The organism is Acetobacteraceae bacterium (genome assembly GCA_004843165.1).
GTDB lineage: Bacteria > Pseudomonadota > Alphaproteobacteria > Acetobacterales > Acetobacteraceae.
Genome location: CP039459.1, coordinates 640,334 through 666,973, shown reverse-complemented (window position 1 = coordinate 666,973; position 26,640 = coordinate 640,334). Strand labels below are relative to the sequence as shown.

The 26,640-nt window shown below is 45.3% G+C and carries 25 protein-coding genes; 11 read left to right on the top strand and 14 right to left on the bottom strand.

Annotated features, from left to right (window positions below; translation table 11 throughout):
* Window positions 1–129: 129 nt before the first annotated feature.
* Window positions 130–396: a hypothetical protein gene (locus FAI41_03270; protein QCE32678.1), complete on the bottom strand. Its 267-nt coding sequence runs from the start codon at window positions 394–396 to the stop codon at window positions 130–132.
* 228 nt (window positions 397–624) lie between these two features.
* Between FAI41_03270 and FAI41_03265 the strand changes: the two genes are divergently transcribed.
* On the top strand, window positions 625–1,146 hold the full coding sequence (locus FAI41_03265) for a DUF3305 domain-containing protein (protein QCE32677.1): 522 nt from the start codon (window positions 625–627) through the stop codon (window positions 1,144–1,146).
* 85 nt (window positions 1,147–1,231) lie between these two features.
* Here the strand turns inward: FAI41_03265 and FAI41_03260 are convergent, their stop codons facing one another.
* The gene (locus FAI41_03260) at window positions 1,232–1,420 is read right to left on the bottom strand and encodes a hypothetical protein (protein ID QCE32676.1); all 189 of its coding nucleotides are present in this window, start codon (window positions 1,418–1,420) and stop codon (window positions 1,232–1,234) included.
* 138 nt (window positions 1,421–1,558) lie between these two features.
* Window positions 1,559–3,763 carry an FUSC family protein gene (locus tag FAI41_03255; GenBank protein QCE32675.1) on the bottom strand — a complete coding sequence of 735 codons (2,205 nt, stop codon included), beginning with the start codon at window positions 3,761–3,763 and terminating at the stop codon, window positions 1,559–1,561.
* Window positions 3,764–4,026: 263 nt separating this feature from the next.
* On the opposite strand from FAI41_03255, the gene FAI41_03250 reads away from it, so the two are divergent.
* A complete protein-coding gene (locus FAI41_03250) occupies window positions 4,027–4,335 on the top strand; it encodes a hypothetical protein (protein QCE32674.1) in 309 nt (102 codons plus the stop codon).
* Between the two features lie 102 nt (window positions 4,336–4,437).
* Entirely contained in the window at window positions 4,438–4,866 is a 429-nt protein-coding gene (locus FAI41_03245) for a hypothetical protein (protein QCE32673.1), read from the top strand.
* Window positions 4,867–4,901: 35 nt separating this feature from the next.
* On the opposite strand, the gene FAI41_03240 is transcribed toward FAI41_03245, so the two are convergent.
* Both FAI41_03240 and FAI41_03235 read right to left on the bottom strand, forming a co-directional pair.
* Window positions 4,902–5,423 (bottom strand): N-acetyltransferase, encoded by a 522-nt coding sequence (locus tag FAI41_03240; protein ID QCE32672.1) that lies wholly within the window; start codon window positions 5,421–5,423, stop codon window positions 4,902–4,904.
* A gap of 16 nt (window positions 5,424–5,439) precedes the next feature.
* On the bottom strand, window positions 5,440–6,498 hold the full coding sequence (locus tag FAI41_03235; GenBank protein ID QCE32671.1) for an NAD(P)/FAD-dependent oxidoreductase: 1,059 nt from the start codon (window positions 6,496–6,498) through the stop codon (window positions 5,440–5,442).
* 117 nt (window positions 6,499–6,615) lie between these two features.
* On the opposite strand from FAI41_03235, the gene tsaE reads away from it, so the two are divergent.
* From tsaE to FAI41_03195, 8 genes are all read left to right on the top strand, one after another.
* On the top strand, window positions 6,616–7,143 hold the full coding sequence (gene tsaE / locus FAI41_03230) for a tRNA (adenosine(37)-N6)-threonylcarbamoyltransferase complex ATPase subunit type 1 TsaE (protein ID QCE33774.1): 528 nt from the start codon (window positions 6,616–6,618) through the stop codon (window positions 7,141–7,143).
* Between the two features lie 11 nt (window positions 7,144–7,154).
* Window positions 7,155–8,162: a hypothetical protein gene (locus FAI41_03225; protein QCE32670.1), complete on the top strand. Its 1,008-nt coding sequence runs from the start codon at window positions 7,155–7,157 to the stop codon at window positions 8,160–8,162.
* Window positions 8,163–8,179: 17 nt separating this feature from the next.
* Window positions 8,180–11,230, top strand: coding sequence for a double-strand break repair protein AddB (gene addB / locus FAI41_03220; protein QCE32669.1), 3,051 nt, complete (start codon window positions 8,180–8,182; stop codon window positions 11,228–11,230).
* The gene (locus tag FAI41_03215) at window positions 11,215–14,841 is read left to right on the top strand and encodes a hypothetical protein (protein ID QCE32668.1); all 3,627 of its coding nucleotides are present in this window, start codon (window positions 11,215–11,217) and stop codon (window positions 14,839–14,841) included. Before addB ends, FAI41_03215 begins: the two co-directional genes overlap by 16 nt.
* Window positions 14,831–15,832 carry a hypothetical protein gene (locus FAI41_03210; protein ID QCE32667.1) on the top strand — a complete coding sequence of 334 codons (1,002 nt, stop codon included), beginning with the start codon at window positions 14,831–14,833 and terminating at the stop codon, window positions 15,830–15,832. Before FAI41_03215 ends, FAI41_03210 begins: the two co-directional genes overlap by 11 nt.
* 359 nt (window positions 15,833–16,191) lie before the next feature.
* Entirely contained in the window at window positions 16,192–16,524 is a 333-nt protein-coding gene (trxA, locus tag FAI41_03205) for a thioredoxin (GenBank protein ID QCE32666.1), read from the top strand.
* Window positions 16,525–16,567: 43 nt separating this feature from the next.
* The gene (rnd, locus tag FAI41_03200) at window positions 16,568–17,764 is read left to right on the top strand and encodes a ribonuclease D (GenBank protein ID QCE32665.1); all 1,197 of its coding nucleotides are present in this window, start codon (window positions 16,568–16,570) and stop codon (window positions 17,762–17,764) included.
* A gap of 191 nt (window positions 17,765–17,955) precedes the next feature.
* Window positions 17,956–18,621 (top strand): GcrA cell cycle regulator, encoded by a 666-nt coding sequence (locus FAI41_03195; protein QCE32664.1) that lies wholly within the window; start codon window positions 17,956–17,958, stop codon window positions 18,619–18,621.
* A gap of 36 nt (window positions 18,622–18,657) precedes the next feature.
* On the opposite strand, the gene FAI41_03190 is transcribed toward FAI41_03195, so the two are convergent.
* The 9 genes from FAI41_03190 to FAI41_03150 form a co-directional block, all read right to left on the bottom strand.
* Window positions 18,658–19,320, bottom strand: coding sequence for an epoxyqueuosine reductase QueH (locus FAI41_03190; protein ID QCE33773.1), 663 nt, complete (start codon window positions 19,318–19,320; stop codon window positions 18,658–18,660).
* A gap of 51 nt (window positions 19,321–19,371) precedes the next feature.
* On the bottom strand, window positions 19,372–19,938 hold the full coding sequence (locus tag FAI41_03185) for a polymer-forming cytoskeletal protein (protein QCE32663.1): 567 nt from the start codon (window positions 19,936–19,938) through the stop codon (window positions 19,372–19,374).
* A gap of 103 nt (window positions 19,939–20,041) precedes the next feature.
* Window positions 20,042–20,338 (bottom strand): hypothetical protein, encoded by a 297-nt coding sequence (locus FAI41_03180; protein ID QCE32662.1) that lies wholly within the window; start codon window positions 20,336–20,338, stop codon window positions 20,042–20,044.
* Between the two features lie 15 nt (window positions 20,339–20,353).
* Entirely contained in the window at window positions 20,354–20,704 is a 351-nt protein-coding gene (locus FAI41_03175) for a hypothetical protein (protein QCE32661.1), read from the bottom strand.
* A 22-nt stretch (window positions 20,705–20,726) separates the two neighbouring features.
* A complete protein-coding gene (locus FAI41_03170; GenBank protein QCE32660.1) occupies window positions 20,727–21,854 on the bottom strand; it encodes a hypothetical protein in 1,128 nt (375 codons plus the stop codon).
* Between the two features lie 88 nt (window positions 21,855–21,942).
* The gene (locus FAI41_03165; protein QCE32659.1) at window positions 21,943–22,782 is read right to left on the bottom strand and encodes a ChbG/HpnK family deacetylase; all 840 of its coding nucleotides are present in this window, start codon (window positions 22,780–22,782) and stop codon (window positions 21,943–21,945) included.
* On the bottom strand, window positions 22,783–24,216 hold the full coding sequence (hpnJ, locus tag FAI41_03160) for a hopanoid biosynthesis associated radical SAM protein HpnJ (protein QCE32658.1): 1,434 nt from the start codon (window positions 24,214–24,216) through the stop codon (window positions 22,783–22,785). It abuts the gene before it with no gap.
* Window positions 24,217–24,269: 53 nt separating this feature from the next.
* Window positions 24,270–25,634, bottom strand: a complete 1,365-nt coding sequence (locus tag FAI41_03155) for a glycosyltransferase (protein ID QCE32657.1) — start codon at window positions 25,632–25,634, stop codon at window positions 24,270–24,272.
* A gap of 33 nt (window positions 25,635–25,667) precedes the next feature.
* Window positions 25,668–26,429, bottom strand: a complete 762-nt coding sequence (locus FAI41_03150) for a hypothetical protein (protein ID QCE32656.1) — start codon at window positions 26,427–26,429, stop codon at window positions 25,668–25,670.
* Window positions 26,430–26,640 lie beyond the last annotated feature (211 nt).

Genomic DNA, 26,640 nt, shown 5'->3' with positions numbered 1-26,640 from the left:
GGGAGAGGGGGCAATAGAAAAAGGTTATTTCTGTGCTTCTTGCGTTGATTATTTTAATCCGTTTTCACTGGCATTCGTGATTAAAAAAGGCAGAGAAAAAATCTCTGCCTTTATTTTTTAGGGGGCTTTTTATTCTGCGCCTTTGAGCTCGTTAATCTCTTTGGGCGTATATTTACGCCAATGGGACGGATTATTTGGATCTGGTCTTGTATGTTTCACACGGGAAACATGAATATTGTCAACACGTTGAAAAGCGTATTCTGCGGCTTCTTTCAGTGTTGGCGCTGTCGCCATCGGTTTTTTAAAGCCTGGGCGTACTTCGTAATGTCTAAAGGATTTATTTGTATGAAGCGGCGGATAAGGCACGATATGGAGCGTTTTATGCTTTGTTTTCATTTTTTTAATACCTTTTTGGTTATCAGACGAATCTGCATCATAAAAGATATGAGTAGCGCAGGAGCCTTTGCCAAGATGAGAAGTGAAAAAAGCATAAGATTTTTATCTTTAATCAGCTTCCTTAAGACAGAAAAATAATCAAATAGACATCGTTTATTGACCCTTTGAAACGGGCAAAGATAAAAGAGAGACCACCCTTAACGGCTGCTATTTTGCTGAAAGATGAAAATGAAGAGATTTTTTACGCCCCTATCTGCGACTTTTTTGCTGATCGCAACCTCCCTTTCCGGTTGTGCGTCAATCGTTGCGGGCACAGATAAAAATATTACAGTTCAAACAGATCCAGAGGGGGCAAAATGTCGCCTCTATCAAGGGGGAAAGCTTAGAAACAATTTTGTGACCCCACAGGAAATTAATCTTAGCCGAAGCAAAGAAAAAATTGCGATTAACTGTGTGAAAACAGGCTATGAGATAGCGGGATTAGAGCAAAAATCGCATTTAAACGGCCCTGTTTGGATTGATTTTGCGTGGTTCTTTGCCGGGATTGTCCCTGGTGCGGCTGCTTTTGGGGTCGATTTACTTGATGGTGCGGCATGGACTTATCATACACCGCTGCAAATGACGTTGTCGCAATTAGAGGACGGGCAAAAGCAGAAAAGCCTGCCTGATTTTTATCAAGCTTCTTTTACAAATAATACTTTTTCCGCCCCGAACGTCTCACTGGAAAAGAGTACCGCAAAGGGGAAATAAATCTCTTTGTAAAATAGGAAAATACGGTAAAGAAAAGGCGGCGATTTGCATAATTGCCGCCTTTTTTCTTTTAGAGGAGAAGAAGTTATCTCTCCGATAAAACTTTAATGGCAATGCAGGCAAGTCCTGTCAAAAGGAGAAAGCCCGTCATGGCTTTGAGCAGCATCATACCGCCCCAAACAACCCCGATCAGCACAAATCCGCAGGATAAAGCGCCAATGAGGAGTAAAACACCAATAATGGCCAACCAGTGATCTTCAATAAACTCAATCATAATACCTCCAGAAGAAAGCCCATTTTTTTTGCAGTCCTGAGATTATAGTTTATTTTCAAGGGAAAACTAAATAAGGGATTTCATTTTGTTTTCGATTGTTTCTTTTTGCCTTTAAAAGCTTTTCATAGATTTTGGTGCTTAGCTGGCAAAGCTGGCGAGATAGTTTCGTCGAATATGTTGTGATTCAGGTTCCACGATAATGCCGTCATTGAGAAAATCGCCATATTTGAGCATTAAATGGAGGATCAGACGAATATCCGTCAAGGCGTAGATCAGCTCTAATTCTGTTGGTAAATCCCCTGAATCTCGAATGGCTTGGTCAAGGCCTTTAATGGCCAGATATCCGGCCTGAATAGCGGCATCATTCACTTGAGGGCGTGCCGCAAGATAGTGGAGTAAAATATGGATGGAACGGACAACTCTTGGCGGCAGCGTATTTTCGTCATTTTCAAGCAGCGTTTCCAGACGGATAATATTCAAGCCTAATGTTTGGGTCATTAGCAGGTTGGCAATCACGGCACCGGCAAGGGGATTTTCACCTCTTTGCTCTTGACGAACGATGAGAATGACACGGTCCAAACTCCGCCAAACCCAAGTCAGAGCAGGCATTCTGTTGGAGGGTTTTGCGAGCTTTCGGAGAGCGCGCCGAATGGAATCGCAGATACGTTTTTGTTTATCCAGAGGTTTGAAAGGCAGGGAGGAGAAGGTCATCGCCGCTAAAAAAGCCCCGAAAAGCATCGCATTGGTGGTATTATAAAACTCAATCTCATTCATGAGGCGATGGTTATGCAGGCCGATCATAATGGGAAGGAAGAATTCATAAATAGCGGCGGCTCCCGCAATTGGGGGGCAATAGCGGGCCAATCCGCCAATAAACATGAGGCCGCCTAGCGTCATAATCACCCCTTCAAAAATCTTTGTGCTGGGGAGGAGGATCATGACGAGGAAAAAGCCGGCAATAAAGGCGGCGACAGCGCCTTTGATGAAATTCATCACACCTTTCTGATCCTGTAGCGGATCACCGCTGGCGGAATTCAGGGCTACGCCAACACCGGTAAAGGTCACAAGGACAAACCCTTCGGGCCATGCCGTGATTTCAAAGAAAAAGGCGGCGATGAGAACGGCAAGCGCTGAACGCATCCCGTGATTAAAGCCTTCTCTTCCATCATGCCAATCGGGCAGGTAAAAACGGAAATGATCGCCACGTTCGGGATAGAGGGTTGCAACATAGCTGGCGATAGAGCGTTCCAGCTTATCTAAAAGACGTTCCAAGGCAAGGCAGAGGGCCCCCTCTCCGACAATGCCTCGCCCCGGATTAAGCGATTCATCATCGCTGGGCACATGATTTTGAATATTGGTTTCAATGAGTTTTCGGGCCGCACGCCGGCAGAAGCTGCGTAATTGATCCAATTTTGAAAGACGGCCGGGGATCAGACGGGAATCTTCAAAAACTTCTGGAATATGTTCCAAAATCGGCAGGGTTTTCGAAATGATTTTATTAAAAATCGGCAAGGAAATTTGATGTTCTTTGTAAATTTGCAAACGGGTGGAAAGATCGACAATTTGCGCCAAAAGCATAGAAATATTGGCAATGACATCCCGTGCACGATCATCCAGATGCGGATTAATCCCTTGGGTTTCAATCCCGACAAATTTACTTTTCCCCTCCATGGCCTTTACCTGCACCATTAATTCCTGTGTTGCCGGAATAACACTTGGTTTGCCTTGGAGGAGGTCCCGGATATTGGTTGTCGCACTGGTTAAAAGACCTGAAAGCGTATCACACATATTGTGATGCGATTTTGTGTCCCAGTTAAAGGAAAAAATACAGGCCAAAGCCATTTCAGAGAGAATGCCGATAATGACGTAGCTGCTTCTGGAGATGGCAATATTAAAATATTGATCGGCATTCGGTGCGGCACCAAAGGTGATAATGGTGCAGGTATATCCTGCTAAAACCCAGCTATAAGCACGGAAATGGCTGAAATAAATGGCCATAGCACTGCAAAGACCCAGCCAAAATGCCATTAAAGGGAACATGAGCCAAGCTTGCTGCGGAACGATAGCGGTAAGAAAAAAGGAGCCTAAGACACCCATTAATGTCCCAACGATACGCCAGCGGGCCTTGGAAATACTTTCCCCCCTTGTCAGAAGAGAGACAAGCCAAACAGTTTGACAGGACCATCCGGGACTATCAAGCTCCATCCAAAAAGCGATGCCAAGTGCCAGCATGGCCGCAGCCGTTGTTCTCAAGGCAAAAAAGAAGGCCTCCGGCGTTGGGGCAAAGAGCCAAGCCAGTGGAAAACTTTTGCCGGTATAGGGGATAAAGGTTGCTGACTTCAAAGGGAAAAGCGCCTTTTATCTCGTGGCAGATTATGCAATTTTAAGAAAATAGAGCGCAGAATCTTCAATACCAATAGCATCTAAAAATAAGGGGTGGTAGAATTTCCTCAATCAAGGAAGATTGAAAATTATCATATCTTCTGAAAAGAGAGAATTTTTTTCTTTTTATTTGACAAGAGGTATATATAGCTCTCCCTTCATCATAGATATTTTAAGGGAAGTGGCTTTGAATTTTATCTTTAATAACACGAAAGGGAAACGGGATGAGCGATCAATCAAAAATTGAAAATGAAGTTGCAGAATTAAAAGAACTTCTGAGCAATGCCGAAAATCGTTTAAAACAGCTTGAGCTTGAACAAGCACAATTAAAAGCGCACGGTGGTAATGGTCTTTTGAAACATTTGAAAAAGGCGCTGATCATTGCAGGTGTTTTACTTATTGCGGTGAAAGGTGGAAAAGTGATTTCCCGCCGCCGTAAGCATAAAAAAGACATTTTGTCGCCAGAACTTAATGCAGAATTAGGCCTTCTGCTCGAAGAAGGTAAGAAAAAGCTCAATAAAACATTGAGATAAGCTTCTTTTTTGAAAAAGAGGTTTAAAAGGCAGAAGAGAATTTCTTCTGCCTTTTAAGGCGACGTACTTCATAGATCTGCGGTAATTGAGGAAAAGAATAAAATGTCTATTTTCAAAAATAAGCGTAAAATTAAGAAGATCGTGAAAAAACATCTCAAAAAAAATCAGGGTGAGCTTTCAAAAATAGCATTGGATGCCCTTTTGAGTGAAGTACCGGGGGGACGGGCTATGTCAACTGTGTTGGCAGAGGTCGAGCGGCAGCGTCATCATAAAAAACGCCAGCAAAATTTCAAAAGCCTCTCCGCTTTTATTTTCTTAACAGCCGTGGCCTATGCAGGATACTGTCTGTTAAAGCGTAAATATGGCGAAAAGCAGTTGCCTTTTGAGACAAAATTTGAAGATGCCCCTGAAAAAATATTGCCGGAATTGCAAGAGGATGTGCCTCTCGGAGAAGTCAGTGATTCCCGTGCGCCGGTAGTCACAGAGGATAATTTAAAATCTTTGGCACAAACACGCCCTGAAAAAGCCTAAAAGCGAGAATCCTTTTCGTTTTTAGGAAAGGATTCTTACCGCACTGTGAGCATTTTCTGCATAAAATTTAGATCCAGCCATTGGCCGTTTTTATAGCCTGCCTCTTTGAGAAGACCAACAGAGGTAAAACCAAATTTCTCATGCAATCGGATAGAGGCTTTATTGCCGGAATCAATGCCGGCGACCATGAGGTGAAGCTTCATTTTAACCGCTTCTTCCAAAAGTCTATTCAGGATCAGTCCGCCGAATCCTTGTCCTTGAAACGCCCTGTTAATATAGAGGGAATGTTCCACACTATATTTAAAGCCGGCCCATGGGCGGAATTGCCCGAAGGTACCAAAACCGGCAATTTTTTCTTGATCATTCCTGCCTGTTATTGCAACGAAGATTGGAAATCCGGCTTCTTGCTGGCGCAAAAACCATGCTTTGCGTTCCTCAAGCGTGGTTTGCGTTTCCGTATAAACCGCATTGGTGGTACAGATCGCATCATTGTAAATGGCTAGAATTTCAGGCAGGTCTTTTTCCTGCGCTGGGCGGATAGTTTTGGAAACGCTCATGTGCCTTTAGTGCCTTTTATTTCTTTTTCGTGTCAAACTGGCTGGTGGAATGTTCCAGATGCAGGGCTTGATCCGGATGGATGGCTTTCCACGCTTCACGGGCGGCCAAAGCGGCTTCTGCAAAGCCTTGTACAATAAGTTTTACTTTCCCCGGACATTTGGCCACGTCCCCGATCGCAAAGACACCTGTGCGTTTGGTTTGCATCGTGAAAGGGTCAACAGGAATGCTGGTTTTTTCAGCGCCAATTTCCCAGTCTTGCAGGGCTTTGAGGTCTGAGGAAAGGCCGAAAAAGGCTAAAAGATGATTAGCTTCAAGCATTTTCGTTTCATCATCTAAGGATTTCACCATAACAGCTTTAAGCTTGTTCGCCTCACCCTCTAAAGCAGAAAGCTGGAAAGGGGTGATTTTTTCAATTTTCCCAAGAGCGATTTTTTCTTCGATGAGGTCAAGAGTGGCTTGGTGGCCTCTGAATTTATCTCTGCGGTGAACGAGGTAAATTTTCTTCGCTTTTTCCGCCAGTGCGAGTGCCCAATCTAGTGCGGAATCACCGCCGCCGGCAATCACGATGGAGGAATCTTCAAAAAGGGCTGTATTGCGTACGGAATAATGGACAGCGCCTTTTTCTTCGAAATTTTCAATATTGGCGAGCGGTGGACGGTTGGGGCCAAAGGCACCGGGGCCTGCTGCAATGATGATAGATTTTGCCTGTATTTTTTCGCCAAGATCGGTCAGAAGTGTGAGGTCTCCGACACTCCCTTCGAGAGCGACAGCCTTGCGTTTGAGTAAATAGGTTATATCAAAATTTTCACTTTGTTTTGCGAGATTTTGAATCAAATCCTCTGCAAGAATGCCGGGGCAGGCAGGAATATCATAGATGGGTTTTTCAGGATAAAGGGCAGAACATTGCCCGCCAATATGAGAAAGCGCATCAATAATAATCGCATTCATGCCCAGCATGCCACATTGAAATCCGGCAAAAAGTCCTGAAGGCCCAGCTCCGATAATGGCAACATCATAATGTTTTGCGGCGTCAAAAGAGGAGGAAGCAGGAGAGGAGGCAGGGGAATGGGACATGAGGACGTTTTCTAAGATAATGATAAAAGAGTGAAAGAAAGATTATATATCCCTATAGGACATAAGGATAAATAAGGCTAAAAATTAAACGTCTAGAATAATCATGCAAGTAAAATGATGGATACGCACTTAAATTCCCCCATATTATCCTCGGAGATTCAGTTTCGCTCCCAAAAAGAATTGGAGGATTTCGCCGCTTTATTAGCACAAGATGCTGTATTGGGGACTTGTTTTGCCCTTCATGGAGAGATGGGGGTGGGGAAAAGCACTTTTGCAAGAGCTTTTATTCGAGCTTACTGCCAAGATAGCGAAATGGAAGTGCCTAGCCCTAGCTTTGCCTTGGTACAAAATTACGGTACAAATGCCGAACTTTTTCATTATGATCTTTGGCGTTTGGAAGATGGTTCCAGCCTAGAGGAGCTGGATTGGGATGCGGCCGAGGAGGGGATTATGCTGGTCGAATGGCCAGAACATGCAGGGGAATATCTTCCAAGCAATGCGGTCCATCTTTTTCTTTCCTTAAACGAAGGTTTGTCAGAAGAAGCGCCACGTCTTTTGCGTTGGGATGGGGAGAAAAATTTTATGAGGAAGCTTTCCTCCTTGAAGGAAACAATTTTAAAGCAGCCTTTGTCCCATTCATCTTAAATTAGAGTTTTATGTTTAAAAAACCATTTCGGTCATCTGCTATTGCTCTGCTTTCTCTTGGCATTTTGGCAGGGTGTGTCACGCCCGTTGAGAATTTAAAGCCAACGAATTTTGATGCAGGGAATTTAAATCAAAGTAGCAGCGGACGGGTCGTTACGATCCTTCATCTCATGCCGGCTAAGGCGCAAGTGAGCAATGCGGAAAATCATCGGCGTTCTGAAACAGTCGGCACAATTTCAGGCGCTGCGATTTGCGGTGTTGCCGCCGGTGTTGCCGCTGGTATTTTTGCGGGAGAGGGCGCAGGTGTTGGTGCAGGGATTGGCGGAGCACTTTTATGTGGTTATTTGGGGCATTATTTGGGAGCGATCATCGAGCCGCCGGAACTGCATCCGGATTCTTTGATTATTGTTTATCAAGACCCGAATAATCCGCAGATTCAGCAAACGATTGAAATTGCAAAACCCTGTGAATTTAAGCCGGGAACAGGCTATGCTGTGATTATAAATAATCCGAAGACGCATAAAGTAGAAACACGTATACAGCCCAATAATTTTCAGGCCTGCCTTTCTAAAAAGAAGCAAATGGAGCAGGAAAAAATCATGCTCAAAGCGGCAAAAAAAGCCATTCATGCCAAACATCAGGATGGGGCGCAAACCACAGAGGCGGAAGATGCCTATAAAAGAGGCATTGTGACACCGAGCTATCTCACGAGTGATGGAACCGTTATTTTAAACGGAACCTATTTGGGGAAAATGGCCACGCCAGACGATCCTGCTTTGGAAGCTCTTAAGGGATATGGTGCCTCTGCGATTGGTAACGATCAGCCAAAATTGAAAATTGAGGGGTTGGTGAATACACTTGATAATCGCCGGACGGTTCAAATTCTTCCGGATGGCAGGGTTTTAGATATTACCAATCTTAAAGATCAAAGACAGATTGGCAGTGTGCCGGTAGAAGAGCTTAAAGAATTTTCAGCCTGCTCTCAGGGGAGCGCAGCCTGTAAAATAGGCACATTCTGAGTTTTTAGGAAAAAAATATGTCCCTTCATGCCCTTCCACTTCGTGTGTCTTTTTTTGAAACCATTGCCAAAGCATGGCTGGAAGCCGGAAAAGAGAAGCAATCTTTAGAGAAGTTTGCCTTTGACGAGGGAATGATTCTCGTGCCGGGGCGCCGGGCGGCACGGCATCTGAGCGAGGCTTTTTTACGTGTTTTGGATGGCAAAGCGCTTTTATTGCCCCGCATAGCTGTTATTGGCGATATGGAGCGTTCTGCGAATTTTGAAGCGATCGAAAAACTTCTGAAGTTACCACCGGCCATTTCAAAACTACACCGAACGGCGCTGTTAATGTCTTTGGTAAAAAAATTCCAAGAGGTCTCCGAAGAGACAGAACTCTTAAGCTCCGCAAAAATCTTATGGGGATTGGCTTCAAGTCTCGGTGAATTGATCGATGAGGCGGATCGGGCAGAGATTTCGTTAAGCGAGGCGATCGAAAAGGCACAGGCGGAAAGTCAGGACCTCTCGGCGCATTGGGAAAAAATTCTGAAATTCTTAGCGATTGTCAGTCAGGCGCTCCCCGAAATTTTGACAAGGGATTCTTTTCTCAATCCGGTTGCCAGAGAGGTGGAAAGACTCAATATCCTTGCGCAATCATTTGAAGAAAAACCGCCCTTGGGGAATGTTTGGGCTGTGGGATTTGTTGATGGCTCTTCCGGCGTGGCAAATATACTTTCCAAAGTGGCCGCCCTGCCTAAAGGGCGTGTGATTTTACGGGGCATTGATTTAGAGATTCCTGATTCAGTTTGGGAAATTCTGCCGCAATCACATCCGCAATTTATTTTTAAAGACCTTTTGGAGCGAATGGGAAAGGCACGGGCAGATTTTCAGAATTGGGATTTTGCACTGTCGAAAATAGACGGAACAGATCTTTCTTTTTCAAAAGCGCCGACCTCTCAACGTGAAATTTTTTGGCGAGAAGCCTTTTCGCCCAAAATGGCGATGCAGATTGAAAATGGTCAGCCAATGCCGCTGAATGTGCCAGATAATACATGGCGGATTGAAGCAGAGGATACCCAGCAGGAAGCCAGAGCGATTGCGTTGGCTTTACGAGATGGTATTTCGAAGCCAGCGAAAACAGCGGCCTTGGTGACACCTGATCGCTCGCTTGCCATTCGGGTGAGTGCAGAATTAAAGCGTTTTGGGATCAATGCCGATGATAGTGCCGGGGCGGCTTTAGCAGGCACGCCGTCTGCTGTTTTTTTACGTCTTGTTATTGCGGCGGCAAGTGAAAATTTCTCGGCGGTGTCTTTGCTTGCGCTGTTAAAACATCCAAGGGCCTCTTTCGGATTGGGAAGGGACAATGCACGGCCTTTAATCCGCTGTCTCGAGCGTGAAATTCTTAGAGGTGCGCCCATTAATGGCGGTATTACAGGCCTGCGCCAAAAACTTGAATCTTTGGAGTCAGAAGGGCTTACGGTTGGCAAACAACATGAATTAATGGCGTTGCTTGATCGTTTAGAGAGCGCTTTTGAGGTGTTTGTACCTATGATGGGGCAGAAATATCAGGAATTTGAGGCGCTTGATTTGTTGCGGGCAGCGATTGCCAGCGCTGAAAAACTCGCTTTGCCGGAAGTAACGCAAGAGATACCAGAACCTGAATCCCGCCTCTGGCGTGGCGAAGATGGTCAGAAACTCGCCGAACATTTGAGTGAGCTTCTTGTTGCGTTTAAGGAAAATCCTTTGCCGCCTCAGCCGTTGGAAGGATTTGCCGATTTCCTAAGCGAAACGATGCAGGGCATTTCGATTACAGGTTTGCGGAATTACCTTGACGGTGAAGAAGTTTCGCATCCCAGAGTTTTTATTCTTGGGATTTTGGAGGCCAGACTTTTATCTTTTGATCGGGTGATTTTAGGGGGACTGAATGAGGGAATCTGGCCGCCATTGGCAAATTGTGGCCCTTGGATGGGGCGGATGATGCGTAAATCAGGCGGCCTGTTCTTGCCGGAGCGCCGCCTTGGGGCCTTTGCACAGGATTTTCAGGCTTTTGCTTGCGGTACGGGAGAGGTGATTTTCTCTCGCTCTATGCGAGATGCAGAGCGCCCAAATATTGCAGCGCCGTGGCTCATTCGGGCCAAGGCTTTGATGGGAAAGGGGAAAGATTTCCCCAGTTTTAAATCCCTTACATGGGCAAAAAATCTTGATATAGCATTGCATGTTAAAGGTGCAGAACAGCCTTTCCCGAAACCGCCGATCGCCTTTCGCCCTCGGAAGTTAGGGGTGACATCGGTCGCTATTTTACAGAATTTCCCCTATGCGATTTATGCGAATAAGATTTTAGAATTATCCCCCTTGGCAGGGCTGGCGGAAAATATGGATTATAAGGATTTCGGTATTCTGATCCATAAGGCGCTGGAGACGATTTTTGAACGGAAATTGCCCCAAAAGGGCAATCTGGCACAGATTGAAACTGTCTTTTTCGAAGCATTGGCAGACGCTCCTTATCGCCAGAGTATTAAAAATTGGTGGCATCCGAGGTTAAAGGCAATCGCTGCCATTATTTGGGAAAGAGAAAAAACATCCGTTCCTAAAAAAATCTTTTTAGAGCAAAGTCTCTCTTATCAATTTCAAGACCCGTCTTTCGAGCTGACAGGCCGTGCTGACCGTGTGGATATTCTCAAAACGGAACATGGCGAAAGGGCGGTCATTTATGATTATAAAACAGGCACTTTGCCGCGCTTAAGTGCGGTAGAAAAAGGAGAATATCCTCAGCTTTTACTTGAGGGCGCTGTCTTGCGTTCAGGGGGTTTTGATCAGATGGAATCATTTGAAATTGAGGATTTGATTTACTGGCAGTTAAAAGGCAGCAGTAAACAAAAAGAGAATTTTAGGACGTTGCTTTCCGGGGCAATGCGCAAGCCGGGTCCTGAACAGCAGGCAAATATTCGGAAGCAGATGAATCATATTCTTGATAATCTTTATCAACTGATTGTCGCGTATGAAAATCCGGAAAAAGCCTATGAGGCAGGGAATGGGACGCTGGATAGTCCTTATGCACAGCTGGCACGGATGGTTGAATGGCGGGGGATGTAATGCTGGATTCTATTATTCAAAGGGCAACAGAAGCCCAAGCGAGAGCCTCTAATCCGACAAGCTCTGTCTTTGTTGGTGCCTCCGCAGGGTCAGGCAAAACAAAGCTCCTGATCGACCGTCTTTTGCGTTTGATGCTACCGAGAGTTACTGTTCGCCGAAGTGAGGAAGATTCCGGTGAGGAAGAGCTTCTTCTCCCCGGTGCCGATCCGGCGAATATTCTTTGCCTGACTTTTACCAAGGCTGCCGCAGCGGAAATGCAAAATCGTCTCAGGGCAAAATTAGCCGAATGGTTCAGCCTTTCGGATACGGAATTGCTTAAAGAGTTGAAGGCGCTGGAGGTACCGGATGCCGAGAATGTGAAAATCCGCCAAGGGGCACGGGATCTTTTGCGGAAAGTCTTAGAAAGCCCTGTCGGGGTGCGGATTGAAACCATTCATGCCTTCTGTGAATCCATCTTGCGGCGCTTTCCAGCCGAGGCAAAAATTGATCCGAATTTTTCCATCATTGACGATCAAGAAAAAAATCACATCCTGACGCAAGCCATAGAGGGCGCTTTCCCAGATCATCGAAAATCCATTGAAATTCTCTCACCGCAGCGGAATTTCGAGGGACAAAGCACCCCTAATGCGAAAACGATTATGGGACTGGTAGGCGATCTCTCAAGAGCGCAGGAGCAGCTTCGCTGTTTCGAGGATGATAAGACGCAAAAGACGAACTTTGAAAATCTTAAAGCGCTTTATTTTCAAGCACTCGATCTTTCAGAAGAGGATGAAAATTGGGAGCGAGAATGGGTAACACCGCCCAAAGAAGCGGCTTTGGTTGCAGGGTTTCGCAAAATTATAACGATTAAACCTGAAAAAGCCGAATTGCTGGAATGGCTTCTCACCTCTCCCGATCAGCGATTGCCTGAGATATGGGGAAAATTCATCACGACAAAGGGGACGTTAAACAGCCGTTTTCTTGTGAAGGCGGAAAAAGCGGCAGCCCCGGAACTTGAAACGCTTTTAAAAGAAGAGGTTGAGCGTCTTTTAAACATTCAGCGAAAGAGGCAAAATGTCCATCTGGCGCATTTTGGAGCGGCCTTTCTCTCCTTAGGGCTTCAAGGAGTTAAGCGCTTAAAAGAGCGCAAAAATTTTACAGGCCAGTTGGATTATGATGATCTGATCGCCCAAACCAAAGCGCTTTTGGACGATCTCTCGATGGATTGGGTACGTTATAAATTAGATGGCGGCATTGATCATCTGTTGCTCGATGAGGTGCAGGATAATTCTTCTATTCAGTGGAAAATTGTCGATGTGCTGACATCGGATTTTTTTACCTCCTCTGAACAGGTGAGGTCTAAAAATAGAACGATTTTTGCTGTGGGGGATGTTAAACAATCTATTTTTGGCTTCCAAGGGGCTAAACCAGAGGAATTTTTAAAATCACGTCAGCGTTACGCCAATAAAATTCAGGCGGCGGGTTTTTCATGGGATGGTGGTTTTCCGCTCATCACTTCCTTCCGCACGACAAAACCTGTTTTAACCTTTGTGAATGAACTTTTTAAAGGGGAGATGGGCGAGGGTGTACGGGAGGATGGTGAGGATTTTCCTGAACATCTTTCCGCCCGTAAAGCGCAATGGGGAAAAGTCGAAGTCTGGCCGGCTATTCAAGTCCTTAATCAAGATCAGGAAGAGAGCGAAGAGGAGGAGGATTTTATCAGCCATCAGCCCACTTCTGCTTCGTTGCTGGTGCAGCGCCTCTGTTCTATGTTGCAAGCCCATTTTGAGGGGACGCAACAGCCGGCCTTAAAGCCGAAAGATGTGTTATTTCTGGTAAGAAACCGTTCAGACCTGCCGCCAACCCTGATGCGTGCGCTTAAAAAAGAAAATATTCCGATCGTCAATTGTATCGGCGGACGCTTGATGGAAACGCCGCAGGCTAAAGATATGATGGCCTTGTGCGAGGCATTATTGCTCCCAAGTGATGATTTCTCTTTTGCCTGTTTTTTAACATCGCCTTTAGGGGGATTGGATGATCCCTCTTTGATGGATTTGCGCCTTGGGCCAAAAGAATTTGGGGCAGAAAAATCTAAATCTTTTCCGCCACTTTGGAAAAATTTGCAGGATCGTTTTGAGGAAAGGGCAGATTGGCGCAAAGCATATGAGATTTTCAGTAATCTTTTAAACCGATTGGATTATGACAGTCCGTATCAAATTCTTTCGCAGGCATTAGGTACTTTTGGTGGCCGAGCCGGCATGTTTGCTCGTTTCGGACAGGAGGCTTTAGAGCCTTTGGATCGTTTTTTAGAGGCGGCATTGGAATATGAAACTCTTCATATTCCGTCTTTTCAGGGCTTTGTCGCTTGGATGCAGCAAAATGAATCCGAGATTAAGCGCCAGCCTGCCGAGGGGGAAAATGCCGTACGTTTTATGACCGTGCATGGGGCGAAAGGTTTGCAAGCACCCTTAGTGATTGTGCTGTGTAAAAAGGGAAAAACAAAGGAGGCAGACGGTTTCTATTGGCTGGAAAGCATAGAGGGAGAGCAAAAGAAATGTCTCCCAATCGACCATTGGGGAGAGGATTTGCCTGAAATTTGCGAGCCAGAAAAAACAGAGCGTCAAATGGCACTTGAGCAGGAGGAAAACCGCCTTTTATATGTGGCCGTAACACGGCCTGCTGATGCGCTGATTGTCGCCGGTTGCTGTAATGCACAGCAAAGATTTAGCCAGCCAAAATGGGTGGAGGCGTGCGAAAAAACGCTTTTCCAGTTAAAAAAGCGGGAAGGATTTACGTTCAAAGAGACTTTATCGGGTCTGAATTTACCTAAAAATGCTGAAGAATTTCCAAGTTTTATCTTTGAGGCAAATGTCGAAAAGCCAGAAAGATTAACGAAAGAGGACACAAGCATAGGGCATTCTGTTGAATCTTTACCGGAATGGGTTGGAAAAGATCGGAACTGGCAGGCAATTGCGCCAGAAAAAGAGGATCGTTTGGCACGGCCTTTGCGCCCCAGCCAGTCCGAAGACGGCGCATTGGAGGATTTACCTGCTGTCAGTTCGCCACTTGACGAGGTGCGGATTACGCCAAAATCCCGTAAACAGCAGGCAGCACAGCGTGGAAAAATTATCCATCACTTGCTGGAGTTCTTGCCCGATATTGCCCCCGAAGAGCGGTTTTTTATTGCGCTGAATTGGCTGGATCAGAATGCGAAGACATGGGACGATGCAGACAGGGAAGAAATTGCGCAAAAAATGACGGATTTGCTTGAAAAACCTAGTCTTGCAAAGCTTTTTGAAAAAGGCAGCCGTGCGGAACAGCCCTTAACCGGCGTGGCCTCTGGACAGGTCGTAAACGGGATTGTGGATCGTCTTAATCTTACGAAAGAGGGGATTTTCCTTGCCGATTATAAAACAGGCAAGAAATTTTTTGGCGAAAAATCGAAAGCCTATCAGCTCCAATTAGCGCTTTACGCCGGGCTATTGAAGGAAATCTATCCTGACCTGCCGTTAAAAGCCTATCTGATCTGGACGGAGAGCCTAGAGGAAACAGTCTTTTCCGAAAATTTCTTAAAAGCGGTTTTAGAGCAGTGGAAAACGGATCAGGAAAAGAAGAAAAAGAATGAAATTTAAAGAAGTCAGGAAGTCCAGAAGATTAACATTATTCCTTCTGAGTGCTGGTTTTGTGCCATCTCTTGGAATGTCGGCGCCGTATCCTTTTCCCTTCTATGAAAATCTTCCTTCTGCTTTGGTGGGATTTGATAAGCAAAATAGACCCGTAGCCTTTTGCCGTTTAAATTTGGACCATTCTTTGACCTGTTTTGATAAAGAGGCCAGAGAATATCAGGTGGGGACACTTTCATATCCAACAAAGCTTTATGCTAATTGGAAGTTGACATTAAAAAAGCCCGTCAGCCCCTATATTGCAAAAATGGTGCCGCAGATTTCTCAATTTGGGTATTCGGATATAGAGAATGGTAGCAGGATTGATGGTTTTGCTACAGTTGATGCTCTTAAAAATGTTAACAGTACGGGTTTTGGTATTTATAGTAATAAAGATAAAAAGGAACTTTGGCAGTTAGATGATACGGACAGCCAAAAAGTTAAATTAGTTGGAACGGTACCTGCGGCGGTTTTAAAGAAAATGGCGACCTATTCGCAAGAGGATTTAAATTATATAGGCGCTAAACGGAGAGCTTTTGTTGCTGAAACACAGCCCGGCTACAATATTCCGTCCACCTCTTCGGGCGCTTCTTGTGATCATAATGATGTTAAGTATTCAGGGAATGTTTCCAGCGCTCAAGGTTATGTAGGCTCAATGGATTCAAGCGGGAATATTTCGAATGCACAAGGTTTTGCCGGCCATGTTGGTGCCAATGGGAATATTTCCAATCAGCAGGGATTTGCCGGGCGCATAGATTCAAGTGGGAATATTTCGACGTCAAAAGGGTATTTGGGACGAGTAGACGCTGGAGGCCCAGTCTCAGTTGACGGGAAGATAATTGGCTTTTTTGACGCTAAAAGTGGAACTGTTTCGAATGCGAGCGGCGGTTATGTTGGTCACGTTCCGCCATGTAATCGGGTTCTGGCCTTTGAGCTTCTGACAAACAAATTGGGAAATTAGCTGTGATGGAAGGCGTAAATAATTTGAGGATGAGGTCTCCATGATAGCGAAAGCGCAAGGCACGAAAAACCCTTTCCCCGGATTATAAGGCGCCTATTTTAGAATTTCCTGTCATCTCAGCAAAATGTAAAATCCATTGCCATTGTCCTTTGAAGGATTTTTCAAAAGGTTTTTTAAAGAGCTGTTCAAAAAATCAGCTGGAGAAATAAAAAAGAAATTTTTCAAGAAAAAGGCTGGTTTGGTTTCCTTTTGGGGAATAAAATGGAGCTTTGTAAAAGAATGACTTGGTCTCTTTTACTGTCGTGCGTTAGGAAAAGATTAACGCAAAATGTAAAAAGTCCAAACGAGGAGAAAAGAAAATGAGCGGGAATATTCTTAATGTTTCAGATGCGGCTTTTGATAAGGCTGTTTTAAAATCAGATCTGCCGGTTTTGGTTGATTTCTGGGCAGAATGGTGCGGTCCTTGCAAAATGCTTTCCCCTGTTTTGGAAGAAATTGCCAAAGAATTTTCCGGTAAATTGCTTGTTGCTAAAGTTAATATTGAGAACGAGCTGGAAACACCGACAAAATATGCTGTTCGCAGTATCCCAACGATTCTTTTGTTTAAAAAGGGTGAAGTTGTTGCCCGTCAGGTCGGTGCTTTGGGGCAGTCACAGCTTTCTGCTTTGATTAAAGAACATATTGAGGGCTAAGGGCTTAGCGGCCTTTTATCAAGGTTATTTTTAGCTGATATATATCTTAAAGGATAAAAAGATTTCTGTTTTCACTAATCCTGTCCGCTATATTACGACAGCGGACGAAGTCGCTGAATTTTGCAAGCAAGTTTCGCAAGAGTCATTTGTCACCGTTGATACCGAATTTGTGCGGGAAAAGACTTATTGGCCGCAGCTTTGCCTCGTACAGATCGGCGGCAAGGATCAGACAGCGCTCATTGATGCCTGTGTGCCGGGGCTGGATTTAAAACCTTTGGGCGAGTTGATGGCTAAGCCGGATTGCCTCAAGGTTTTTCATGCTGCCCGGCAGGATTTGGAAATCTTTTTTCATCTTTTTGGAAAATTGCCTAAAAATGTCTTTGACACTCAGATTGCCGCACGTGCCGAGGGGCTTGGCGATCAGATCGGATATGATGCGCTCGTTTCCGCTTTGACAAAGGGGCGGATTGATAAAAGCCATCGTTTCACCGACTGGGCCAAACGTCCGTTATCTGAAAACCAAAAAACCTATGCTGTGGCGGATGTCACCCATCTGCGTCTTGTTTATCTTGAGCTGATGGAACGCTTAACCAAAAATAATCGTCTTTCTTGGCTAAAGGATGATTTGGCAAATTTGGAAAATGAAGAATTCTTCTTTCCGGCACCTGACACGCTCTGGGAGAAGATCTCCCTTCGTGGCGGCGGACGCAGAGCAATGGGGATTTTACAGCTTTTAGCCGCATGGCGTGAGGCTGAGGCGCAGGCAGCGGATATTCCACGCCAACGTCTTTTAAGGGATGACGTGTTGGCGCAAACCGCGATTACCGCACCGCAAAATGCGGAGGCGTTGGCCAATATTCGAGGTTTTCCTGCCAAGCTGGCATATAATGATCTTGGGGCACGTTTGTTAAAAATGATTGCAAAAGGACGTGCAATTCCAGAGGATCAGCTCCCGTTAGCGCCTACCCGAAAAGGGGAGAAGATGACGCCTCGCACAAAGCTAATCGCTAATCTGCTTTCCGTCCTGTTGGAACTTAAGGCGCATGAACATTCTGTCTCTCCAAAAGTGGTCGCTTCGAATGTCGATTTAAATGCCTTAGCGCATGGTCGAAAAGAGGTGGATACGCTAAAAGGTTGGCGAGCAGATATTTTTGGAAAAGAGGCCTTGGATTTGTTAGAAGGAAGGCTTTCTTTGCAAATCAAGGGCGGACAGGTTACGGCTGTGAAATCACAGGCGTAATGTGCACAAACGAATCGATAGAAATTTAAAAAATAAATAGGGGTGGGGATTCCCGCTTTTAGATTTTTTTTGGTGATGACAAAAATATCCTTATCAGCTTTTCCTAGGAGATCTCTGAGAGCCGGAAAGTTGAAATGACATTTGAGAAAAGAAATCTGGCCGGAAGAAGAGATCATTTAAGGAATTGATGAATGGAATGGACTGACGAAGTAATTGAACGGTTAAAAACCCTCTGGGCAGAAGGCCATTCGACAGCAGAAATCGGACGGCGTTTGGGAACGACAAAAAATGCTGTCGTTGGCAAGGCGCATCGCCTTAAGCTGCCAACACGCCCATCTCCTATTAAATCCCGCCGGAAAAAACAGGCTACAGCTTCTAAAGATCAAAATGAGCTCTTTGAAAAAGAGGCACCTGCCCCTAAACCTCTTAAAGAAAGAGAGCCGGCGAAGGCATCTCTGCTAAAGACTGAAATCTTGAAGCCGGTTGCGAAATCAGTTCTTGCGCCAAAAGAAGAGCGTAAGCCAAAACCGATTGAAAAACCTGTTTTGGAAAAGAAAGTTGTTGCCCCAAAAGAGCCTGCGCCTTCGGTCTTGGACGAGGATAATTTTGATGACCTCATGGAAGAGGATTTTGCAGCTGAGGCCGCGCGTCTGAAAGCAAAAAGAAAATCCAAGCCAGCGGAAAAAAGAGAAAAACTCGTTCCGCAAGTGCCAAAAAGATTAGGTTTAACTTGTCAGTGGCCTTTTGGTGATCCGGGGGATGCCGATTTCCATTTTTGCGGCGGAAAAATTGTCCCAGGGCGGCCTTACTGTCTTGAACATTGCGAACAGGCTTATGTCCGCAAAATTGTGAAATAAGCAAATAACCCCCTTGAAAATCAAGGGGGTTTTGTTTTAGGTCTCTTGCGCTTTGGGATCGTTGCTATAAACCCCTTCGCCGATTTGGATAATCGGACGGCCTTGTCCTTTGCGCCATCTGTTGGAATCCCTTAGGGAGTAGGCACAGCCGCAATATTGCTGCTGGTAGAATTCCTCTTCTTTACTGATGGCAATCATACGGGCAGCACCGCCTTTTTTCCGCCAGTTAAAGCCCCAATATTTCACATTCTCATAGGGTTTGACGGCACGCTCCCCGCAATCATTGATTTGTGCAAGATTTTTCCATCTTGAAATCCCAAGGCAGGTGGCAATGACAGGAAAGCCGTTTTCATGTGCATAGAGAGCTGTCCGCTCTAGGCGCATGTCAAAACACATTGTGCAGCGTAATCCACGCTCTGGCTCAAATTCCATGCCTTTGGCACGCGCCATCCAATTATCGACATCATAATCAGCGTCAATAAATTCGATATTGTGCTTTTTGGCAAAGCGGATATTTTCTTCTTTCCGTAAAAGATATTCTTTTTCCGGCTGAATATTGGGATTGTAAAAGAAAACCGCATATTCAATGCCTGCGGCCTGCATCGCGGCCATAACCTCGCAGGAGCAAGGGGCACAGCAGGAATGCAGGAGGACTTTTTTCTCGCCAAAAGGCGGGTCGATAATGACCCTCTCCGGCATGGAAGCAGGTGCCTTTGAGGGATTTTCAGAGTTAGACATCATTTCAAAACTTTACGATTCTTTTTTCTCTTTTGCTTCCTCAAGAGAAAGTTTCCGGTCATGGGGAGCTTGTTTTTTTACCTCGGAAGGATCTTCTTCTAACACTTGAATTTCACCCATAATACGGCCGCCATTTTCGACACGAAGCTTACGGTAAAGGGCTTTGCCAAGTAATTTTCCTGTTGATTGAACAGTCAAGGTATCTTTGACAATCAAGGTGCCGTCCATCACACCGGCAATGTCGGCGTTTTCAGTTTCAGAAATGCCTTTAAAGGTGCCTTTTTCTTCAATAATGAATTCATTACATTCAATTTTATCGGCTTTTACCGTGCCTTGAATCACAAGACGTTGGGCATTTAAAACTTCCCCTTGAATGATAATGCCTTCGCCGACAACCAAAGTATGCGCCTCAACCGATTTCGGATTAGGCATAAAGGCGGAAGGGCGATTTCCCGGCAGGCCACGGCGTGGGATGGAGGGCGTGGCAGGGGCAGATGGCGGCGGCGTTCCGGCCAGCTTAGAGGCAGGATTAGGAATGGATGTTTTTTCCTGATCTGAAGAACCCGTTTTTTTGAACATTATGCCCACCTATCTGCTGTGTTTTTTTAAGAAGAAATTCTCTTTCCTTTTTAGCTAAGCTTATCTTGCAAAGAAAGAGAAGATAGAAAAATCCTGAAAAGGATTAAAGGGGTAAAGATCTTCTTGCAAAAGTAATACCTAATTTCCGGCATAATGTCTGATATTGCAAGCGGGGCAGGGATAATTTTAAAAGCGCAACCTGTCCGTTAATCATTACCAAACGTATCCCATGCGCTGGAACGGCTTCCGTGTGGGGAAAAGTTTGGAAAGAAAAAGGCCTAACAGTGTTTTGAAGGCAGGAAATGAAACTCTGTTTTTTCAGGCATGGGCGGTTTTGGGCAAAAGATGTCTCTGAAAACAGCAAGAGCGCAAGGAAGGAAAACGGAAGAAGGTTTCGCATAATTGGATCTTTCCGTCAGTTTGGATCTTGAATGAGTGCCGGCCCACGTTGTCTGGAAGAAAAACGGCCTTCACGGTGTGCCGCCTGGCTGTTTCGGTTGCCGGCTTTCAGCCCCAAAGAGGAGGCGGAATGTGTTGCGCTTTGCTGTGTTTTGAGGTGGCAACGTCCCATTCCCGGACGGGATAAGAGGAGTTCAGGGGCACCTTGGTTACAGCTTGGCGCAAGGGTTAAAATTTCACGTTTAGGCGCTGTATGGTGCAGTTTTTCTGTGTAAGACTCTTTTAAATCTGTGATTTTGGCAAAAGCCTGAGGCGGGCAGGTCATGAGGAGGAGCGTTAAAACGGATAAGGTTATTTTCCACATCAATACGCTTCTCCTATTCTTTTCCTTAATGATTGACCGGAATTGTTACCATAGCACCGTTAGCCGTTCGGGTAACGGCGAGGGAATTGATAATTTGCAAGAGGGTGAAGGCAACTTTACTTGCATAGTCTTTTTTAGAAATCCAGTAGGTTGTCCCGTCATAATGGATTTTTACAAAAACATCCGAGCGATGATGCGGACCGGAATTGACCATAATAACAGGACGCCCTTGTTGCATATTATCCACCAGAGTTGGCGGCGCAACACCATCTTTAATCGCTTTTTCAGGGATAGAGACTGTGGCGGAGATATTCGCTAAAATGGAGAGCATGGAAAGGGTTGTGAAACTGATCTTTCCCTTTTGTTGTGTATGGAGCTTATGCACCAATTCGATTTTATTTTCATCAGGAGCAAGATGCGCAAGCTTTCTGAGCTCATTTTGCATGGCGGCAATTTTGGAATCTTCGGGCTCTAATAGGGTGATGAAGGCACGGTTGAAAACATTATCGTTCCGTCTGGGGGAGTCATTGGGAATGACATTGATTTCAATCGCATCTTCGACTTGAAGTTGCCGTAAAAGCCAAATTAAGCGGGTGAAATCTTTAGAGGCACCGCCATGTTTTTGGCCGGAACGCAGAGCATGATGAATATTGTCATAATCTGCAATAGAATCCAGCGTCAGTGAAAAAAGCGTATCAATCGGCGTATGGGTTTGGAGCAGGGAAAAAATCAAATTCGGGGAGAGCGGTGCGAGCACAAGCGCACTCATCTGGTCGCCATTCATCGGCTGAAAGGTAATGGTCGGGTTGTCGGAAAAATTGATAGAGCCGGAGAGACCTAAGCCATTTTGTTCCGTTTCATTTGCGCCGCCCCAAGGGGAACCTGCAATATAGCCTTTTGCGCCTTTTTCATAGGCATAGCTTGCAATGATTTGCTGGGTTTCGAGGAAGAAGGGCGGTGCCCCAAAACGAAGCTGGAGAATATTGAGCAGGAGTTCCTCTTGCATGCCTTTGACAATGGAACGGTCATAGGCGATATGATCTCGGCGTAGATTGGATGGCCCCATCGGTGGCAGGCAGCCGGCTAAAAAGGCGAGCCCTACGAATGGAAGAAAATAGCGCCCTTTTTGCTTTACAAGATTTCCAATCCTCACAATAACTCCCGCCGATAATAGTTTCTAAATACGCTTCTTATAGGCTGAAGGGTAAAATAAAGCGAGATGGTGGATATGAAGCACTTTCTTATTTTAAGTCATGCCAATGAAATATTTCTATTTGATTTTCAGCTAAGAGGTTCGGGGTTTCGGGATTTAACAGCGTTTTGAGTTCTTCTTCCGGCTGGTAGGTGGGCATGAGATTTTTCATGCGGGGATTTTGGCCTGTGGCCGGATGAAAATAGATTTCAGAGCTGCCTTGGGGCAGGCGGGGTAGAAGAAATTTCAGGCGCTCCTGTGTGAAATGGCCTGACCATTCAATCCCAAAACAATAATCGCTTGTTTTCATGCCGGCTTGTTTGAGTTGAAAACGCAGTAATTTTGTCCAAGATTGCAATGCGGTTGCGCCTAATCTCGGTTTAACGCCTAAAACGGAAAGCGGTTCATTGGGAACACGCACCGCATTGAGACCATATTCTTTACCGGCTGAAATCAAATATTTTCCGACCAGCGGATGCAAATGCATGTGCTTATGCCCATTGGCATGATCTAATCTTAGGCCCGTTTTGGCAAAGGCCTGGAATTGTGCGGTAATTTCTTTTTTAAGGGCTTTTCTGGCTGACGCCTTAAAGAAATATTTAAACCCTAATGTGACGCCATTATCTCCAAACCAGCCTTTTTCATCGGTAATTTCGGGAAGGTGGAGAAGAGATTCGCCTTCAATCACCACGAGATGCAATCCGACATTTAAATCAGGAAGATATGTGAGGCGTTTGATGGCATCTCCTACCGCAGGGCCGGCAATCATCAGGCTGGCTGTGGAGAGGATGCCTTTGCGGTGCGCCTCTTCAATCGCTTCATTCACTTCGACAGACATGCCAAAATCATCTGCTGAAAAGAGGACTTGGCGTGAAGTGTCTCGGTGCATTTAGGCCGTGGTCTTCTTACGGTCACGGAGGAATTGGAAAAATTCCTTTCCTTCTCTCAAGCGCCTTTTGAGCATATCGAAATCCAGAATCATTTCTTTGACGATGGTAAAGATTTTTCGAGGGCGGAAATAGAATTTCTTATAAAATTCCTCTACCCCATCAAAAATCTCCTGATGTGACAGATGCGGGTAGCTCAAGGGGGCAATCTGGACACCGTTTTCATCAATGAGGCTGGAGGCATCACCTGCCATTAACCAGCCATTTTCCGTGGCTTGTTGATGAAGAAATGTGCCGGGATAAGGGGCAGCCAGAGATACCTGGATCGTGTGCGGATTGATTTCACGGGCAAAATTAATTGTTTGCTGAATGGTTTCCTTGGTCTCGCCGGGGAGGCCGAGAATAAAGGTACCATGAATTTGAATGCCTAACTGGTGGCAATCCTGGGTGAATTGACGGGCGACTTCAATCCGCATCCCTTTTTTAATATTATGCAGAATTTGCTGATTGCCGCTTTCATATCCAACCAAAAGGAGGCGAAGGCCATTTTTTTTAAAGATCTTCAGGCTTTTATAAGGGACATTTGCCTTGGCGTTGCAAGACCATGTGACACCGAGTTTTCCCATCTCTCTGGCAATTTTCTCAGCACGGGGCAAATCGTCCGTAAAGGTGTCATCGTCAAAGAAGAATTCTTTCACCTGCGGTAGATTTTCTTTGGCCCATTTGATTTCAGCCGCCACATGTTCTGGACTTCTGGTACGGTAAACATGGCCGCCGACCGTTTGCGGCCAGAGGCAGAAAGTGCAGCGGGATTTACAGCCACGCCCGGTGTAGAGCGAAAGATAAGGATGTTTTAAATAGCCGATAAAGTAATCTTCGATTTTTAAATGTTCTTTATAGACTTTTGAAACAAAAGGCAGATCATCCATATTTTCGAGTAAAGGGCGGGGCGGATTGGTTTTTATCTCGCCTGCATCATTCCGCCATGTAATGCCGTTGACGGCGTGAAGCGGTACATTTTCCGCAATTTCTTTCAGGGTGAAATCAAATTCTTTTCCGGCAACAAAATCAATCGCTGTCGCTTGCTTTAAGCTATCCTTAGGCGCAACAGCCACTTTTGGACCGATCATGCCAAGAATGGCGTTCGGATTTATGGCACGGATTTTTTCGGCAACTTTGAGATCAGAAGGGAAGGAAGGCACAGAGGTATGAATGATAATAAATTCATATTTTGCGGCTTCTTTTAGGGTCTCATCCAAAGAGATACCGGCAGGCGGCGCATCCATAAGGCGCGCCCCCTCGATGAGCGCAGCAGGCTGTGCGAGCCATGTTGGATACCAAAAAGAGCGAATTTCGCGTTTGGCCTGATAACGGGAACCGGCACCACCATCAAATCCCTCAAGCGATGGGGGCTGTAAGAAAAGAGTTTTTTTCATAAAGGAAGATTTTGACTAGCAGCAGGTTCTATAGATTAAAGATGAATATCCGTTCAGCGGCGGCATGGATCTTTTTGACGGGAATAGGAAAAATTTTCACAAAAAGTACCTTTTTCTATTCTTACCCTATTTTCAGGTTTGAGAGAAAGGGGAACCTCTAAAGAAGCGTCTGAAAAATTCGAGGAATGGCGCTTTCTTCCCTTATTTTGCCGTTTTTTTTTACCAATAGGGCGTGCAGACATGACATGTCCGGCCCATTTTACTTTTTTTCCAAAGAAGCTGAGAATGATAATGACAGCACTCAGCCATTCTCGCAGAAAAATAATGACAAAGAGGCCAAAAAGCGTAAAAAATTTACTGGGAAAAGATTTTGGATAGGGGGGATGGGGTAAAAAATTTGTTTCCAAACAAAGAACATTCAGCCAGCGGCTAAAAAGAAAAAAACCGAGTAAAGTGCCGCAAAGAAGGCTTGGATTTAAAAGAAAGGCGCAGCTCGCCCAAACGAGTGAGAATTGTAAAATAGAGGCGGCATAGGCCCACGGTTGAACGGATTTTGTTGTTCGTCCCCAACGTAATTCATGGGTGATGAGTTTGGAAAAAGAATTTTCTGTCACGCTGGTAAGGGTTAAGGTCGGGAGAAGTGCTACTTTTTCGCCTTTTTCCTGCACAAGATGGGCCAGTTTTGCATCATCGGCGACATAATCAATGATCGCTTGAAAACCGCCGATTTCTTGGAGCTTTTGACGGGTAATCGCCATCGTTGCGCCGAAACAATCCTGACGCCCAAGATAGCGGGAAACGAGAATACCGGGTAAAAAACAACTATTGATGCCCAGCCGTGAGAAGATTTGCCAGAGATTGGCAGGATTGGCAGAGCGTCCGATATAGGGGGCCGTGACCAAACCGGTATCAGGACGGTTAAGCGTGCAGATGACATATTTCAGCCAGTAAGGGGGGACATGAATATCGGCATCCGCAATCACGAAAATTTCAGAGGCAGCCATAGCCTCTAGATTGATAAGATTACTAACTTTGCGATTGAGGCCGTGCTCTTGTGCAGAAATGACAAGTTTGATTTCTTTATCAGGATATTTTTTTTGCAGTTCGTGAACGATGGCAATCGCAGAATTTTCAGCATGATCCACCCCAAAAAGAATCTCAAAATCAGGATAATCTTGTGTAAAAAGACTTTCCAATGCTTCTTTAAGGCGTGGAATATTGCCGTGAAGAGGTTTGAAAACACTCAGTTTGGGCCAGTTTTCGGTACAAGAGGTAAGGTCTGGCTGTAATGCTTTGTCCTTACGTTGGAAGTTTCTGAGTAAAAAGAAACTTATCCAACTGTAAAGAAACCCAAAAAGGGCAATAAAAAGAGAGATTGCAGATAACCAGATGTAGGTTTCATGCTCGGAAAAAGACATGCGTTACAGTGAGATCCCTTTTTGTCTGAAAGCTTAGCTTCCTTGTAGCGCTGTTTGTGTTTTTCCATCAAGAAGTTGTGCAAGACCTTGCGCCCCGCCGTCACGGAATGGGAGTTTAAAGTCGGAGCGTTGTGCCGCAACCTGACTGATATGGCCTTCTAAAAGGACATCTTTGACCTTCCATTGCGTGCCTTCCGGTTCCATCACATAGTCAATGGCTGTGCCGTCCCCGTGGTCATTTTCACCCCCGATTTTGGTATGAATAATGAGCTTGCCGGGATTGATGATTTTAGGTTCTGGATCAACAGAAAAGACAGCGGATGTACCAGGCTTAAAGATAGAGGCGTAGTGCGCAAGTGTATAACGGTAGAAAGATTCTTTTAGCAAGGACTGATCGGCGGCAGAGAGGCCATCGAAACCATGTCCCACAGAACGGATCAGAATACCGTTGAGGTCAAAATCCTTTTGGATAGCAGGGGCTAAAATAGCAAGGCGTTGATTGAGCGCCGTGGCGGATTGTGCCTGATCTAACACTTTGTAAAGCGCATCAATAATGGGTGTTGCCGCCGTTGGAGAAAGAACAACCGCCTTTGGCTTGCTTGGTGCGGCCTCACTCTCATCGGAAAGCCCCTCATCATCAAGACCAAAGCCATCATCATTGTTGGCGCTATTGTCCGCCGCTAACGGGTCGCTGGTGGGAGCGGCAAAAAGATGGGGGGCATAGCTGAGGCTGAACACCGTGAATGCTGTGAGAAAAAGAGGGGTGTGCACTGAGAAAAAAGGGCGGAATTTCATAGCTGGACTTCTGTTCCTTCTCCTGAAACCTTGAGGTTTTGCGGCGGATTCTTTAGGCGAATTATTAGAATAAAAAAGAGGTACTTCTCATAAAAGATATATCATAGGCATAAAAATATGATCTTAATGAAAATAAATCCGTCTTATTCTTCTTGATAGGGTATTTTCTTGGACTTGTCTTTATATTTATTAGGGGTTGGGCTTTTGAGTC

Excerpts from the sequence above, each read along its gene's own strand:
- FAI41_03215 (QCE32668.1), top strand. The coding sequence starts at position 11,215 with ATGGCGGGGGATGTAATGCTGGATTCTATTATTCAAAGGGCAACAGAA.
- FAI41_03190 (QCE33773.1), bottom strand. The coding sequence starts at position 19,320 with ATGCCGGAGAGGGTCATTATCGACCCGCCTTTTGGCGAGAAAAAAGTC.
- FAI41_03235 (QCE32671.1), bottom strand. The coding sequence starts at position 6,498 with ATGTCCCATTCCCCTGCCTCCTCTCCTGCTTCCTCCTCTTTTGACGCC.
- FAI41_03165 (QCE32659.1), bottom strand. The coding sequence starts at position 22,782 with ATGCACCGAGACACTTCACGCCAAGTCCTCTTTTCAGCAGATGATTTT.
- trxA (QCE32666.1), top strand. The coding sequence starts at position 16,192 with ATGAGCGGGAATATTCTTAATGTTTCAGATGCGGCTTTTGATAAGGCT.
- FAI41_03240 (QCE32672.1), bottom strand. The coding sequence starts at position 5,423 with ATGAGCGTTTCCAAAACTATCCGCCCAGCGCAGGAAAAAGACCTGCCT.
- FAI41_03150 (QCE32656.1), bottom strand. The coding sequence starts at position 26,429 with ATGAAATTCCGCCCTTTTTTCTCAGTGCACACCCCTCTTTTTCTCACA.
- FAI41_03180 (QCE32662.1), bottom strand. The coding sequence starts at position 20,338 with ATGCGAAACCTTCTTCCGTTTTCCTTCCTTGCGCTCTTGCTGTTTTCA.
- FAI41_03195 (QCE32664.1), top strand. The coding sequence starts at position 17,956 with ATGGAATGGACTGACGAAGTAATTGAACGGTTAAAAACCCTCTGGGCA.
- FAI41_03270 (QCE32678.1), bottom strand. The coding sequence starts at position 396 with ATGAAAACAAAGCATAAAACGCTCCATATCGTGCCTTATCCGCCGCTT.
- FAI41_03185 (QCE32663.1), bottom strand. The coding sequence starts at position 19,938 with ATGTTCAAAAAAACGGGTTCTTCAGATCAGGAAAAAACATCCATTCCT.
- FAI41_03250 (QCE32674.1), top strand. The coding sequence starts at position 4,027 with ATGAGCGATCAATCAAAAATTGAAAATGAAGTTGCAGAATTAAAAGAA.
- addB (QCE32669.1), top strand. The coding sequence starts at position 8,180 with ATGTCCCTTCATGCCCTTCCACTTCGTGTGTCTTTTTTTGAAACCATT.
- tsaE (QCE33774.1), top strand. The coding sequence starts at position 6,616 with ATGGATACGCACTTAAATTCCCCCATATTATCCTCGGAGATTCAGTTT.
- FAI41_03225 (QCE32670.1), top strand. The coding sequence starts at position 7,155 with ATGTTTAAAAAACCATTTCGGTCATCTGCTATTGCTCTGCTTTCTCTT.
- hpnJ (QCE32658.1), bottom strand. The coding sequence starts at position 24,216 with ATGAAAAAAACTCTTTTCTTACAGCCCCCATCGCTTGAGGGATTTGAT.
- FAI41_03265 (QCE32677.1), top strand. The coding sequence starts at position 625 with ATGAAGAGATTTTTTACGCCCCTATCTGCGACTTTTTTGCTGATCGCA.
- FAI41_03260 (QCE32676.1), bottom strand. The coding sequence starts at position 1,420 with ATGATTGAGTTTATTGAAGATCACTGGTTGGCCATTATTGGTGTTTTA.
- FAI41_03210 (QCE32667.1), top strand. The coding sequence starts at position 14,831 with ATGAAATTTAAAGAAGTCAGGAAGTCCAGAAGATTAACATTATTCCTT.
- FAI41_03155 (QCE32657.1), bottom strand. The coding sequence starts at position 25,634 with ATGTCTTTTTCCGAGCATGAAACCTACATCTGGTTATCTGCAATCTCT.
- FAI41_03245 (QCE32673.1), top strand. The coding sequence starts at position 4,438 with ATGTCTATTTTCAAAAATAAGCGTAAAATTAAGAAGATCGTGAAAAAA.